Source organism: Ruegeria sp. CDSA241, assembly GCF_059611265.1.
Window position 1 is genome coordinate 18,980 of record NZ_JBXWPF010000012.1, and the last position, 14,481, is coordinate 33,460.

The following is a 14,481-nucleotide window of genomic DNA, read 5'->3' on the forward strand; positions in this document are numbered from 1 at the left end:
GGGGTCATTTCCGGCGAAGGAGAAGCGAAATGAAACTGAATGAATTGCGCGACAACCCAGGCGCCACACCGAAACGGACCCGCGTCGGCCGTGGTCCCGGTTCCGGTAAAGGTAAAATGGGTGGCCGTGGTATCAAAGGTCAGAAATCCCGTTCGGGTGTGGCCATCAATGGCTACGAAGGTGGCCAGATGCCGCTGTACCAACGCCTGCCCAAGCGTGGCTTTAACAAGCCGAACCGCAAGGCGTTTGCCGTTATCAACCTGGGCCTGATCCAGAAATTCGTCGACGCCGGTAAGCTGGACGCCAAAGCCGCGATCACCGAGGACGCACTGGTTGCATCCGGTCTGGTTCGCCGTAAACTGGACGGTATCCGCGTTCTGGCCAAAGGCGAAATCAGCGCCAAGGTGACCCTGGAAGTAACTGGTGCTTCGAAAGCTGCCGTTGAGGCAGTCGAAAAAGCGGGCGGTTCACTGACGGTCACAAAAGCCGCTGCGGCAGAGTAAGCGCTTGTGAGCGGGCCAAGACCCGCTTACATAGACCTCAGAGTTTTCCAAGACGCCGCCCGAGCCGGAAAACGGTTCCGGGCGGTGTTTTCATAAGAGAGACCGATTTATGGTATCAGCAGCAGAACAAATGGCAGCCAACACTAGCTGGGCTGCTTTGGGCAAAGCCACCGATCTGCGCAACCGCATCCTGTTCACACTGGGTTTGTTGATCGTCTATCGCCTGGGCACTTTTATACCGGTGCCGGGGATCGACGGACAGGCCCTGCGTGAGTTCATGGAGCAAGCGGGGCAGGGCATCGGCGGTATGGTTTCGATGTTCACCGGCGGGGCGCTTGGGCGGATGGGTATCTTTGCCCTCGGCATCATGCCTTACATCTCGGCCTCGATCATCATTCAGCTGCTGACCTCGATGGTTCCCGCGCTCGAACAGCTCAAGAAAGAGGGCGAGCAGGGTCGTAAGAAGATCAACCAATATACCCGTTTCGGCACCGTGGCGCTGGCCACCGTTCAGGCCTATGGCTTGGCCGTTTCGCTGGAGTCGGGCGATCTGGCGACTGATCCGGGCCTCTATTTCCGTCTGTCGACTATGATTACACTGGTTGGCGGCACCATGTTCCTGATGTGGCTGGGTGAGCAGATCACCGCGCGCGGCATCGGCAACGGTATCTCTCTGATTATTTTCGTTGGCATCATCGCCGAGGTTCCGGCAGCGTTGGCTCAGTTCTTCGCAAGTGGCCGCAGCGGCGCAATCAGCCCCGCAGTAATCATCGGGGTGATCGTCATGGTCATCGCCGTGATCACCTTTGTGGTGTTCATGGAGCGCGCTTTGCGCAAGATCCATATTCAATACCCGCGCCGTCAGGCCGGTATGAAGATCTATGAAGGCGGCTCGAGCCACTTGCCGGTCAAAGTGAACCCGGCTGGCGTTATCCCGGCGATCTTTGCCAGCTCTTTGCTATTGCTGCCGGTGACGATCTCAACCTTCTCATCGGGTGCGACCAACGGGCCGATCATGTCCTGGCTGCTGGCCAATTTTGGACCTGGTCAGCCTCTGTACCTGCTGTTCTTTGCCTCGATGATCGTATTCTTTGCTTATTTCTACACGTTCAACGTGTCGTTCAAACCGGATGACGTGGCGGATAACCTGAAAAAGCAGAACGGTTTTGTGCCGGGTATCCGTCCGGGTAAGAAAACAGCCGAGTATCTGGAATACGTGGTCAACCGCGTACTGGTTCTGGGTTCGGCTTATCTGGCGGCGGTTTGTCTGTTGCCTGAAATCCTGCGGGGCCAGTTTGCCATTCCGTTCTATTTCGGTGGTACTTCGGTTCTGATTATCGTCTCTGTGACCATGGATACGATCCAACAGGTTCAGAGCCACCTGCTGGCGCATCAATACGAAGGGCTTATCGAAAAGTCCCAACTGCGCGGGAAGGGTAAGAAACGCGGCAGGAAGGGACCCGCTCGTCGATGAACATCATTCTTCTGGGCCCCCCGGGGGCGGGTAAAGGAACGCAAGCGCGTCATCTTGTTGAAACACGCGGCATGGTGCAGCTGAGCACCGGAGACATGCTGCGCGAAGCCAAAACCTCGGGCACCGAGATGGGCCTGAAGGTCGCAGCCATCATGGATGCCGGCAAGCTGGTCACCGATGAGATTGTCATCGGCCTGATCGAAGAGAAGCTGACCACCGAAACCGGTGCCGGTTTCATCTTTGACGGTTTTCCCCGCACATTGGCACAAGCCGACGCATTGGCGGCTTTGCTGACCAAGCTGGGCCAGTCACTACACACTGTGATCGAGATGCGGGTGGATGACGATGCCCTGGTGGATCGGATCACCGCACGTTCGACCTGTTCGGGCTGTGGCGAAGTTTATAATGACAAGACCAAGCCGATCCCGGCAGATGGTCGCTGCACCAACTGTGGTGAGCAAAAAGAGTTCACGCGTCGCGCCGACGACAACGAAGACAGCCTGCGCACGCGGTTGATGGAGTACTACAAAAAGACGTCGCCGCTGATTGGTTATTACTACGCCAAAGGCGATCTTCGCCCGGTCAATGGGTTGGCCGATATCAAGGAAGTGACTGCGTCGATCGAGGCCGTACTCGGCTAGCTCCAATATGGCCTTGACGCCAAGCGCAAAAGCCCATATCGACCCCCATCCCTAAAGGGAATCAAGATCGCAGGCAGGATTCGTCCTAACTGCCCCGACCACCTCGAATAATACTGGGCCCTCTGGCGTCACTGCCACGGTCAAGTGTTGTGAAAAAAGGTTCCGGAGCTACGGAACCGCAACAAAAAGGAAAGTGACACGTGGCACGTATTGCCGGCGTAAACATCCCGACTGCAAAGCGGGTACCTATCGCCCTCACATATATCACCGGTATCGGCAACACCTCGGCGCAGGCCATCTGCGAAGCCGTAGGCATTGAAGCGCACCGTCGCGTCAATGAGCTGTCGGATTCCGAAGTTCTGGCCATCCGTGAACATATCGACGCTAACTTCACCGTTGAAGGTGACCTGCGTCGTGAAGTTCAGATGAACGTCAAGCGCCTGATGGATCTGGGCTGCTATCGCGGTCTGCGCCATCGTCGTAACCTGCCCGTTCGCGGTCAGCGTACCCATACCAACGCTCGTACCCGCAAAGGCCCCGCAAAGGCCATTGCTGGCAAGAAGAAATAAGGGGGGTCTGACTGATGGCACGCGAAAAGACTCGTACCAAGAAAAAAGAGCGCAAGAATATCGCATCGGGCGTGGCCCATGTGAATTCGACCTTCAACAATACCAAGATCCTGATCTCAGACGTGCAAGGCAACGCCATTGCATGGTCGTCGGCCGGGACCATGGGGTTCAAAGGGTCGCGTAAATCTACACCGTATGCTGCTCAGATGGCTGCGGAAGACGCAGGTAAAAAGGCGCAGGATCACGGCGTCAAGACGCTGGAAGTCGAAGTTCAGGGCCCCGGTTCGGGTCGTGAATCGGCTCTGCGCGCACTGGCTGCAGTGGGCTTCAACATCACGTCGATCCGCGACGTGACGCCGATCGCTCACAATGGCTGTCGCCCGCCGAAACGCCGCCGCGTCTAAGCGAATTAGAATTGAGCTGGGGCCCGCGTTTTTGCACGGCCCCAGCACGTCATTTTGAACCTCGGGCGTCTGCACCTTGTTGGTCATGGGGCGCGGACAGGAATGGAGGGATTACATGATCCACAAGAATTGGGCAGAATTGATCAAGCCAACCCAGCTGGAAAGCAAGCCGGGCAACGACCCTGCGCGCCAGGCAACGCTGGTTGCAGAACCGCTGGAGCGTGGCTTTGGTCTGACACTGGGCAACGCCCTGCGCCGCGTTCTGATGAGCTCGCTGCAAGGTGCGGCCATCACCAGCGTTCAGATCGACAACGTCCTGCACGAATTCAGTTCGGTTGCAGGCGTGCGTGAAGACGTCACCGACATCATTTTGAACCTAAAGCAGGTCGCCCTGCGCATGGAGGTCGAAGGCCCCAAGCGTCTGTCGATCAATGCAAAAGGACCGGCAATCGTCACCGCAGGCGACATCAGCGAAAGCGCTGGCATCGAGGTTCTGAACCGCGATCACGTCATCTGTCACTTGGATGATGGTGCCGACCTGTTCATGGAACTGACCGTCAACACCGGTAAGGGCTATGTCTCGGCTGAAAAGAACAAACCAGAAGACGCACCTATCGGCCTGATCCCGATCGACGCGATCTATTCGCCGGTTAAAAAGGTCGCCTATGATGTTCAGCCGACGCGTGAAGGTCAGGTTCTGGACTATGACAAGCTGACCCTGAAGATTGAGACTGACGGTTCGATCACCCCCGAGGACGCGTTGGCCTATGCCGCACGCATCCTGCAGGATCAGCTGTCGATCTTCGTCAACTTCGATGAGCCGGAAGCGGCTGGTCGTCAGGACGAGGATGATGGTCTGGAATTCAACCCGCTGCTGCTGAAGAAGGTAGATGAGTTGGAACTGTCGGTCCGTTCGGCAAACTGTCTGAAGAACGACAACATCGTCTACATTGGCGACCTGATCCAGAAGACCGAAGCCGAGATGCTGCGCACCCCGAACTTTGGCCGCAAGTCGCTGAACGAGATCAAAGAAGTGCTGTCCGGCATGGGTCTGCACCTTGGCATGGATGTCGAGGATTGGCCGCCCGACAACATCGAAGATCTGGCGAAGAAATTCGAAGACGCGTTTTAAGCGCGTCTTCCCCAATGCCCGGGCTGCCGGGGAATCAAGGGCGATCTTGCCCCAAGGAGAGTCGGTGACACGCATCGCCGGCCAGACAAAGCAAAACGCTAAAGAAGGAACTAGAAAATGCGTCACGCACGTGGTTACCGCCGCCTGAACCGTACTCATGAGCACCGCAAGGCTCTGTTTGCGAACATGGCTGGCTCGCTCATCGAACATGAGCAGATCAAAACAACTCTGCCCAAGGCAAAAGAACTGCGCCCGATCGTTGAAAAACTGATCACTCTGGGCAAGCGCGGCGACCTGCACGCCCGTCGTCAGGCCGCATCGCAGCTGAAAGAAGACAAAGACGTCGCAAAGCTGTTTGAAATCCTGGGCCCCCGTTACGCCGAGCGTCAGGGCGGTTATGTCCGGATCCTGAAAGCAGGCTTCCGCTATGGCGACATGGCCCCGATGGCGATAATCGAATTCGTTGACCGCGATCTGGACGCCAAAGGCGCTGCAGACAAAGCGCGTACCGCCGCCGAAGAGGCCGCAGACGAAGAATAAGAAAGCCTGGCTTTCATGTGAAAACCCCCGTGTCTCGGACGCGGGGGTTTTTCTTATGGAGCCAGTCGCAAGTCCGCTCTGCTCTTGGTATGTGTCAGCTTTAGTCAGGGCCCGAGAAGCGTTTGCAAATGTCTGGTTGCTGCTTCGGCGCGCCTTGCCAATGTTCCCGGATCGGGCTTTTCTGTGCGCCCGATCGCGCGCTGGATCTGAAGATCACCAATCAACAATCCCAAATACAAATCAACCACGTCCGAAATATCGTCGCTGCTGATTAGCTCTCCATTGGTTCTGGCAGCTTCAAACAGCTGTGCCAGGAGAGGGGAAATCGTTTCCCGACCCGCCTCTGACAAGGCTTTACCTAGTTGGCCGGTTGCGTCAGCTGCGGCCGCGCGATTCAGAGAAACTGCCTTCTCGCCCAATATGATATCCAGCAATACCGGCCCAAAGGCGTCGAGTGTTTCGATCGAGACTTCACGCTGTGCAAGCGCGTTTTCAAGCAACGTTTTTGCTTCCGCAGCGTTTCGTGACACCATGGTGCGGAACAAGCCAAGCTTATCGCCATACCAGTTGTAGAGCGTTTCGTTTGAGCAGCGGGCACGTTTGGCGATGCTCAGCATCGAAGTTCCCGCGAAACCTTTTTCTGCGAGCAGTTCATAAGCCGCTGTTTCGATCTGTTCCTGCCTGGCAGTGCGTAGGTGATCTTTCAATCTGGCCTCCTGAATGGTGTTGACACTAAGCCGTACATTGGGTTACGGCTTAATGCAACCGTACACTTTGTTACGGAAAAAGGAGGCGAATTTGATTTATGAGAAAGATCGGGCGGCCAATGCTGCTTTGTTGACACTTATCGTTTTGCAGATCGTTATGCTGAGCGCTCTCTATGCCGGAGTACCGCCACATCCGCCCACAGCTACACCACTGTTTGGGATCGCGCCTTTTATTGGAGCCGCACTCAGCGCAGCCTGCGCTGCGATCCTCCTTGGCGCCACGGAAACAAAGGCCGGTATATGCCTGACACTTTTAGCAGCACTTCTTGCTTCGGTTTCCTTCGGACCGCAAAAGTACGCAGACGCGCAGTTTCCCCTGATCTGGCCCGCAGTACTCGTAGGGCAGGGGGCCATACTTACGCTTGTCGTTTTGGCATACAGATCGGTTCGCTTGAAACCGAGACAGCTCAGCTAATACCTAACCGTCTGACTATGAACGTCGTAGTCAGGCGGTCGGACAGGTCAAATGTGGCTGGACTGGCTTTATCTTGTCAGGGTGGTGATGACTGAAGTCTGGCAGAAACTCCAATACCGCGCTTGCAAACCCAGACATCGCGCCGCATATCCAAAACAGTCCAAAAATTTTCGGGAACTATGATGCTTCGCGCCACGGCCTTCGCTTTATCGCTTTTGTCTGCCTCTGCCGCGGCGGAAACCAGGGTGCCACGTTCTCAGGCCGAAATCAGCCTAGGGTTTGCGCCGGTGGTGAAACAGGCCGCGCCGGCTGTGGTGAATATCTACGCCAAGATCGTGCGCGAAGGGCGCTCGAATTCACTGTTCTCTGACCCGTTCTTTCAGGATTTCTTTGGCGGCGGCTTTGGCGAACCGCGACCACGCCTTCAGAACTCACTGGGGTCCGGCGTGATTCTGACGGATGACGGCTATGTGGTCTCAAACTACCATGTCGTGGGTTCGGCGACCGAAATACGGGTCGTCACGACGGACCGGCGCGAGTTTTCGGCTGAGGTGGTTCTGGGCGATCAGGAAAGCGACATCGCCATTCTACGTCTGAAAGATGCCGAGGCGTTGCCTTCGATCGACATGCGGGATTCCGATTTGGTTGAGGTGGGTGAACTGGCTCTGGCCATCGGCAACCCGTTCGGCGTCGGGCAGACGGTATCATCGGGCATTATCTCGGGGTTGGCGCGGACCGGTACGGCCACGGGCAATGCGCGGGGCTATTTCATTCAGACGGATGCGGCGATCAATCCCGGCAATTCGGGCGGGGCGCTGATCGATGTGAACGGTGATCTGATTGGCATCAACACCTCGATCCTGACACGTTCTGGCGGATCGAACGGGATCGGTTTTGCCATCCCTGCCAATCTGGTTGCCGAATTCCTGCGACAAGCGCAGGCCGGCAATGACAGTTTTGTCAGCCCCTGGGCCGGAATGGCCGGGCAGCACATGAGTGCGGATATCGCTGAGTCTCTGGGCTTGGTCATCCCGCAGGGTGTGGTGATTTCGGATCTCCATGCGCTCAGCCCGTTGGCCGAGGCAGGGTTGCAGGTTGGGGACGTCGTGACCCATGTCGACGGGGATGAGGTGAACTCGCCGGCAGAGATGAAATTCCGCATGTCAGTGGCCGGTGTGGGCGGCACGTCGGTGGTGACGCGACTGCGCGGCGAGGACCGAGCTGAACTTGAGGTCGCTTTGGTCAAAGCGCCCGAGGTTCCGGCAGCGGAAGTGACGACGCTGAACGATGAAACCGTGATGCCAGGCCTGACCGTGTCGCGGATCAACCCTGCTGTTATCGCGCGGCTGGGGCTTTTGCTGTCGCAGACGGGGGTGGTTGTGGTCGACGCGGGCCGCTATGGCGGTCGGTCCGGGCTGCGTCCGGGCGATGTGGTCGATGGGATAAACGGCGCGCGGGTCGAGCGACCTGCTGATGTCGTGAAGGCGCTGACCGATCCGGGGCGTCGGATCAATCTGGATATCCTCAGGGGCGGGCGGCCGGTTTCCCTGCGGTTCAGGCTGTGACCGGATGAGTGACCTTTTCGATACCGGGTCATCTGACCCTGCGCCGCCTGTACATCGCCCGCTGGCCGACAGATTGCGCCCGCAAACGCTGGCCGAGGTGATCGGGCAGGAACAGGTGTTGGGCCCGGATGCGCCTTTGGGCGTGATGCTGGCCTCGGGCAGTCTGTCGAGCCTGATATTCTGGGGGCCGCCCGGCGTCGGCAAGACCACGATCGCGCGGCTTTTGGCGCAAGAGACGGACCTGCATTTTGTGCAGATCAGTGCCATCTTTACTGGTGTACCCGACCTGAAGAAAGTGTTCGAAGCTGCGAAGATCCGGCGTCAGAACGGGCAGGGGACGTTGCTGTTTGTTGACGAAATCCATCGCTTCAACAAGGCGCAGCAGGACGGGTTTCTGCCGCATATGGAGGATGGTACGATCCTCCTGGTCGGGGCGACCACGGAAAATCCATCGTTCGAGCTGAACGCCGCTGTGCTCAGCCGGGCGCAGGTGTTGGTGTTGGAAAGGCTCAGCCCTGCCGATCTAGAACGCCTGACGCAACGCGCTGAGCAGGAATTGGACCGTGGGTTGCCACTGGACTCTGCGGCCCGAGGTGCGCTGCAGGAAATGGCCGATGGCGACGGGCGCGCGCTGTTAAACCTGATCGAACAGGTGGCCGCGTGGAAAGTGGATGGCCCGCTAGACACTGACGCTTTGTCAACCCGGCTCATGCGCCGTGCTACGAAATACGACAAGTCGGGGGATGAGCATTACAACCTGATCTCGGCCCTGCATAAATCGGTGCGGGGGTCCGACCCCGATGCCGCGCTGTACTGGTTCGCGCGAATGCTGACGGGAGGCGAGGACCCAAGGTATTTGGCGCGCCGGATCACGCGAATGGCGGTCGAGGACATTGGTCTGGCTGATCCGCAGGCTCAGGCGATCTGTCTGCAGTCCTGGGAAACCTATGAGCGGCTGGGCAGTCCCGAAGGCGAGTTGGCTTTGGCGCAGGCGCTGGTCTATCTGGCTCTGGCGCCGAAATCGAATGGAGCCTATGTGGGCTACAAGGCAGCGATGCGTCTGGCCAAGCAATCAGGTAGTGAGCCGCCGCCCAAACATATTCTGAATGCACCGACCTCTTTGATGAAAGATCAGGGCTATGGTGCGGGCTATGCTTATGATCACGATGCCGAGGATGGGTTTTCTGGGCAGAACTACTTTCCCGAGTCCATATCGCGCCCTGTTCTGTATCAACCTGTCGAGCGTGGGTTTGAACGTGAGCTGAAGAAACGGCTGGACTACTTTGCCAAGCTGCGTTCGCAACGGAAACCAGACTAGCACCGTCTTGACTCTTTGGCCGATGCGCGCGACAGACGCGCATGTTTTCTGGGACAATGTTTACAGCGTGGTCCGGGCGGGTCTGCCGCGCGGCGCAAGGGGCAATGGCATGAGTGGCGTGCAGATGATAACGGTTGCGGATGGGGATGGCGATCAGCGGGTGGACCGCTGGCTGCGGCGTCTGTTTCCGCATGTCAGCCAGGGGCGCATCGAGAAAATGTGCCGCAAGGGCGAACTGCGTGTGGATGGCGGACGGGCCAAGGCCTCGACCCGGCTTGAGGTCGGCCAGGTTGTACGCGTGCCACCTCTGCCGGATGCGGACCACAAACCGGTCGAGGTGAAACCGCGGATCACAGATGCGGATGCCAAGATGATGCAGGCTTGCGTGATTTATCGTGATGATCACGTGATCGCGCTGAACAAACCGCAAGGCTTGCCGGTGCAAGGCGGCAGCGGCCAGACCCGGCATGTGGACGGCCTGTCCGAGGCGCTGCGCTTTGGATATGACGAAAACCCCCGATTGGTGCACCGACTGGACAAGGATACCTCGGGCGTGCTGTTGCTGGCCCGCACACGCGAGGCCGCCAAAGCACTGACCGCCGCTTTCCGTCACCGGGACACGCGCAAGATATATTGGGCCCTGGTCGCTGGGGTGCCGACCCCTTATCTGGGCGAGATCAAGACCGGTTTGGTCAAGGCCCCGGGCCATGGCAGCCAGGGCGAGGGCGAAAAGATGATCCCCGTTCATCTGAACGAAATCAACGACACGCCAGGCGCGAAGCGGGCCCATACACTTTACGCTACGCTATACCGCGTGGCCGGACGCGCCGCCTGGGTCGCGATGGAGCCGATCACCGGCCGCACCCATCAGTTGCGTGCGCATATGGCAGCGATTGGGCACCCAATCATCGGGGATGGAAAATACGGCGGTTCGGGTCAAGAGAACCTTGGCGATGGCTGGGGTGCGCAGTTGGGCGGTGTGATCAGCAAAAAGCTGCACCTGCATGCACGGCAGGCTTCGTTTCAGCACCCGGTGACGCGTAAGAAGATCACTGTTACCGCACCCTTGCCTGATCATATGAAACACAGCTGGGACACATTCGGATGGGCCGAAGACCTGGCTGCGGATGATCCGTTCGAGTCTTTGCAATGAGCAGACCCTTGCGTCTGGTACTATTTGATGTGGACGGTACCCTGGTCGATAGCCAGGGCAGCATTATCGCGGCCATGACCGCCAGCTTTGATGCCTTGTCTCTTCCGGTACCGGATAGGGCGGGGATCTTGTCCATAGTCGGATTATCTCTGCCACAAGCCATGGCACAGTTGGTGCCCGAGTGTTCTGCTGTGGATCAGGCGCGGTTGGTAGAGGGCTATAAACAGGCCTATCACGCACATCGGCTGGAACAGGGAATGGGCAGTTCGCCGCTCTACCCCGGAGCCCGTGAGGTTATCGAGGCACTGCATGCAATCCCCGAGATGTTGCTGGGCGTGGCGACAGGCAAATCGCAACGTGGTCTGGATGCTTTGATCGAAGGTCACGGTCTGCAAGGCTATTTCGTGACCCGGCAGGTCGCAGATCACCACCCGTCAAAACCGCATCCTTCGATGATCGACGCGGCTAGGGCCGAAACCTGCGTCGATGCGGTTGATACTGTCATGATCGGGGATACCCGATTCGACATGGATATGGCCGCCGCCGCCGGTGTCACGGGAATTGGCGTCACCTGGGGGTATCACGAACGGCCTGCCCTGGCCGCTGCCTCTCGTATTATCGAAACGTTTGACCAGTTGCCGGGCGCACTGGACGATATCTGGACCTGAAGACATGAGTGACTGGAAACCGAAACGATTTTGGACTGCATGTCAGGTGGTCGAGGCCGATGGCGGATTTACGGTCGAACTGGACGGTCGTCGGGTCAAAACACCTGCGCGGGCCGGACTGATCCTGCCGACCTTGCCGATGGCTCAGGCCGTTGCGGCCGAATGGGACGCGCAGGAAGAACAGGTTGACCCAGGGACGATGCCCTACACGCGTTCGGCCAATGCAGCCATCGACAAGGTACTGATTCAGCACGCCGAAGTTGCAGACATGCTGGCCGATTATGGCGATTCGGATTTGCTGTGCTATCGCGCCGCTCACCCGCAAGAGTTGCAGCAGCGGCAAGCTGAGCAGTGGGACCCGGTGTTGGACTGGGCCGCGGAAGCCATGTCGGTTCGCCTGCAGCCCGTCACAGGTATCCTGCATCAGCCGCAAGACGTGGCGGCGCTGGATCAGTTGCGCCGGCGAGTGCATGATTTCAACAACTTCCAACTGGCTGCCTTCCACGATCTGGTCAGCCTTTCGGGCTCGTTGATCCTTGGGTTTGCGGCCACTTCCGATTGGTGTGATGCGCAAGAGATCTGGCGGATTTCGCGGTTGGACGAGCAGTGGCAAATCGAACAATGGGGCCATGACGACGAGGCGCATGAAGCAGCCGAAGTCAAACGTTCTGCCTTTTTACACGCTAAACGCTTCTACGACGTCTCTGATTGATCTTAGATTTCTGAATTTTTACCGCTCTGATGGACATCTGTGAGTTGATCCATCGTTTTCCCTGATCCGACCCTTGACGTTTGTTTATGAATGCGACCAAACTCGTGCGCACTAAAGGGGAGACACCTTTGGGGAAACCTTTCTGGTACCTGAGGTGCCGGATAGAACCGTCCCTGAACGGGATGGACAATCAGGAAGAGGTAAAAATGAAAAAATCCGTAATCTTGGGCGCGGCCACAGTTGCCGGTCTGGCCGCAGGCGCAGCCATGGCGGGAACCGTGGACGACGTCAAGGCGCGCGGTAAGCTGAACTGCGGTGTGACCACCGGTCTGGTCGGCTTTGCCGCGCCCGACGCAAATGGTGAATGGCAGGGCTTTGACGTTTCGTTGTGCCGCGCCGTTGCCGCTGCGGTTCTGGGTGACGCAAGCGCCGTTGAATTCGTTCCGACCACAGGTAAGACACGCTTTACCGCGCTGGCTTCGGGCGAAATCGACATGCTGGCCCGGAACACCACCTGGACCTTCAGCCGCGACGTAGACCTGAAGTTCGAATTCGTCGGTGTAAACTATTACGACGGTCAGGGCTTTATGGTTCCCAAAGCGCTGGGCGTAAGCTCGGCCAAGGAACTGGACGGCGCGACTGTCTGCATCCAGACCGGCACCACCACCGAGCTGAACCTGGCGGATTTCTTCCGCTCGAACAACATCAGCTACGAGCCGGTTCCGATCGAAACCAACGCAGAAGCGCAGCAGCAGTATCTGGCTGGCGCATGTGACGTCTACACCACCGACGCATCGGGCCTGGCCGCAACTCGCGCCACGTTCGAAAACCCCGGTGATCACATCCTGCTGCCCGAAATCATCTCGAAAGAGCCGCTGGGCCCGCTGGTCCGTCATGGCGACCACGAGTGGGGCGACGTTGTTCGCTGGACACTGAACGCACTGGTTTCGGCTGAAGAGCTGGGTGTGACCTCGGCGAACATCGACGAGATGTCTGCTGGCACCGACAACCCCGAAGTGAACCGTCTGCTGGGCAGCGAAGGCACTCTGGGTGAGATGCTGGGTCTGGACGCACAGTGGGCAATGCGCGCTATCAAGGCGGGTGGTAACTATGGTGAGGTCTTTGCCAAGAACATCGGTGAAGAAACGCCAATCGGTCTGGCACGCGGCCTGAACGGTCAGTGGACCGATGGCGGCCTGCTGTACTCGCCGCCGTTCCGCTAATATCCATTGAAGAGGGCGCAGTTCATCCTGCGCCCTTTTTCAATCCATAAGAAACAGTCCCGGTTAGATTGAACAGAGATCAACTCTGTCTGCGCATAACGGGATGACACGGGGATATACATAGGTCATGTCGACTCTCACTGACCCGCCAAAGGAGCAGTTCCGGCTGTCCATGCTCCTTTACGATACGCGGTACCGATCTGCGACCATCCAGGTCATTGCAATGATCGGTTTCATGCTTTTGGCAGCCTGGATCATTTCCAACACCATTCAGAACCTCGAAGCACTTGGTAAACCCGTAGAATTCGGGTTCTTCGGCGAACCTGCAAGTTACGATATCAACCAACGCCTGCTGGAATACGATTCTCGAGACAGCCACTTGCGTGCTGGGTTTATCGGATTGCTTAACACACTTGTTGTTGCAGTTCTCGGCTGTATCACGGCGACAATTATCGGTGTTTTCGTTGGTGTATTACGACTTTCCAACAACTGGTTGATCGCGCGGATCATGACTGTTTATGTCGAGATGTTCCGTAACGTGCCTGTGCTGCTTTGGATCGTTCTGGCTATGGCCATTCTGATCGAAGGTTTACCGGCACCCAATGCATTCCGAGGCGAAACCCCGACGGCCACGATGGATTTTTTCAACTCTGTCGCCGTCACCAATCGCGGTGTCTATATCCCAGAGCTCCTGTTTTCACGCAGTCTTGGCGATATCCACTTGTTTGGTGCGTCCAGCTTACGCTTCGACATTTCATTGGATCTGGTCGCCTTTCTGGTCGTTTTGGCGGGCAGCATTTTTGTGATGCGCAAAGTATCCGCTAATGCCGCTGCAAAACAGGAAGCAACTGGTGATCGCCCAACCATCTGGCACATTCAGTTGGGTATACTGTTTGTGCCGATGTTGATCCTGCTGACTGCGTTGGGATTCCATTTGGGATACCCGGAACTGAAAGGGTTCAACTTCAAAGGCGGCACCCATTTGCGGAACTCGCTTATCGCATTGTGGTTGGCCCTGTCCCTTTACACTGCAGCTTTCATCGCTGAGATCGTGCGGGCCGGAATTCTCGCCATTTCCAAGGGGCAGACCGAGGCCGCCGCCGCGCTGGGTATACGCCCGAGCCGGATTATGCGTCTGGTGATCCTGCCGCAAGCGTTGCGCGTGATCATCCCGCCAATGATCTCGAACTACCTGAACCTGACCAAGAACTCGTCTCTGGCGATTGCGGTGGGATATATGGATATCACAGGTACCCTGGGTGGCATCACCATGAACCAAACCGGCCGCGAGCTGGAATGCGTTCTACTGCTGATGCTGGTCTATCTGTGCATCTCGCTGAGCATCTCGGCAGTGATGAACTGGTACAACAATAGTGTCAAATTGGTGGAGCGGTAAT

Annotated in this window: 15 protein-coding genes; 14 read left to right on the forward strand and 1 reads right to left on the reverse strand. The window is 57.6% G+C overall.

Annotation, left to right across the window (positions count from 1 at the left end; all coding sequences use genetic code 11):
- The first annotated feature begins 29 nt into the window (after positions 1-29).
- The 7 genes from rplO (at position 30) to rplQ (ending at position 5,263) form a co-directional block, all read left to right on the forward strand.
- Positions 30-503: a 50S ribosomal protein L15 gene (gene rplO, locus AC2FJV_RS12215; protein ID WP_142639772.1), complete on the forward strand. Its 474-nt coding sequence runs from the start codon at positions 30-32 to the stop codon at positions 501-503.
- 109 nt (positions 504-612) lie between these two features.
- Entirely contained in the window at positions 613-1,977 is a 1,365-nt protein-coding gene (secY, locus tag AC2FJV_RS12220; RefSeq protein WP_271951986.1) for a preprotein translocase subunit SecY, read from the forward strand.
- On the forward strand, positions 1,974-2,618 hold the full coding sequence (locus AC2FJV_RS12225) for an adenylate kinase (RefSeq protein WP_142639768.1): 645 nt from the start codon (positions 1,974-1,976) through the stop codon (positions 2,616-2,618). The genes secY and AC2FJV_RS12225 overlap by 4 nt, the downstream gene beginning before the upstream one ends.
- A 200-nt stretch (positions 2,619-2,818) precedes the next feature.
- Positions 2,819-3,187: a 30S ribosomal protein S13 gene (gene rpsM / locus AC2FJV_RS12230; protein ID WP_142639766.1), complete on the forward strand. Its 369-nt coding sequence runs from the start codon at positions 2,819-2,821 to the stop codon at positions 3,185-3,187.
- 14 nt (positions 3,188-3,201) lie between these two features.
- Complete coding sequence (gene rpsK, locus AC2FJV_RS12235; RefSeq protein ID WP_037311698.1) at positions 3,202-3,591, forward strand: 30S ribosomal protein S11; 390 nt, start codon at positions 3,202-3,204, stop codon at positions 3,589-3,591.
- Positions 3,592-3,706: 115 nt separating this feature from the next.
- Entirely contained in the window at positions 3,707-4,723 is a 1,017-nt protein-coding gene (locus tag AC2FJV_RS12240) for a DNA-directed RNA polymerase subunit alpha (RefSeq protein ID WP_281995981.1), read from the forward strand.
- 117 nt (positions 4,724-4,840) lie between these two features.
- Complete coding sequence (gene rplQ, locus AC2FJV_RS12245; RefSeq protein ID WP_142639761.1) at positions 4,841-5,263, forward strand: 50S ribosomal protein L17; 423 nt, start codon at positions 4,841-4,843, stop codon at positions 5,261-5,263.
- 104 nt (positions 5,264-5,367) lie between these two features.
- Here rplQ and AC2FJV_RS12250 read toward each other — a convergent pair whose 3' ends face one another.
- A complete protein-coding gene (locus AC2FJV_RS12250) occupies positions 5,368-5,970 on the reverse strand; it encodes a TetR/AcrR family transcriptional regulator (protein WP_496713825.1) in 603 nt (200 codons plus the stop codon).
- A 657-nt stretch (positions 5,971-6,627) separates the two neighbouring features.
- Here AC2FJV_RS12250 and AC2FJV_RS12255 point away from each other — a divergent pair.
- From AC2FJV_RS12255 to AC2FJV_RS12285, 7 genes are all read left to right on the forward strand, one after another.
- Positions 6,628-8,010, forward strand: coding sequence for a trypsin-like peptidase domain-containing protein (locus tag AC2FJV_RS12255; protein ID WP_496713826.1), 1,383 nt, complete (start codon positions 6,628-6,630; stop codon positions 8,008-8,010).
- A 4-nt stretch (positions 8,011-8,014) separates the two neighbouring features.
- Complete coding sequence (locus AC2FJV_RS12260; protein ID WP_496713827.1) at positions 8,015-9,328, forward strand: replication-associated recombination protein A; 1,314 nt, start codon at positions 8,015-8,017, stop codon at positions 9,326-9,328.
- 109 nt (positions 9,329-9,437) lie between these two features.
- Complete coding sequence (locus AC2FJV_RS12265) at positions 9,438-10,481, forward strand: RluA family pseudouridine synthase (RefSeq protein WP_142639807.1); 1,044 nt, start codon at positions 9,438-9,440, stop codon at positions 10,479-10,481.
- Positions 10,478-11,149, forward strand: a complete 672-nt coding sequence (locus tag AC2FJV_RS12270; protein WP_496713828.1) for an HAD-IA family hydrolase — start codon at positions 10,478-10,480, stop codon at positions 11,147-11,149. Before AC2FJV_RS12265 ends, AC2FJV_RS12270 begins: the two co-directional genes overlap by 4 nt.
- A 4-nt stretch (positions 11,150-11,153) precedes the next feature.
- Positions 11,154-11,861, forward strand: a complete 708-nt coding sequence (locus tag AC2FJV_RS12275; RefSeq protein ID WP_281973748.1) for an ATP12 family chaperone protein — start codon at positions 11,154-11,156, stop codon at positions 11,859-11,861.
- Positions 11,862-12,067: 206 nt separating this feature from the next.
- Positions 12,068-13,084: an amino acid ABC transporter substrate-binding protein gene (locus AC2FJV_RS12280; protein WP_142639749.1), complete on the forward strand. Its 1,017-nt coding sequence runs from the start codon at positions 12,068-12,070 to the stop codon at positions 13,082-13,084.
- 127 nt (positions 13,085-13,211) lie between these two features.
- Positions 13,212-14,480 (forward strand): amino acid ABC transporter permease, encoded by a 1,269-nt coding sequence (locus AC2FJV_RS12285; RefSeq protein WP_142639747.1) that lies wholly within the window; start codon positions 13,212-13,214, stop codon positions 14,478-14,480.
- Position 14,481: the final 1 nt, after the last annotated feature.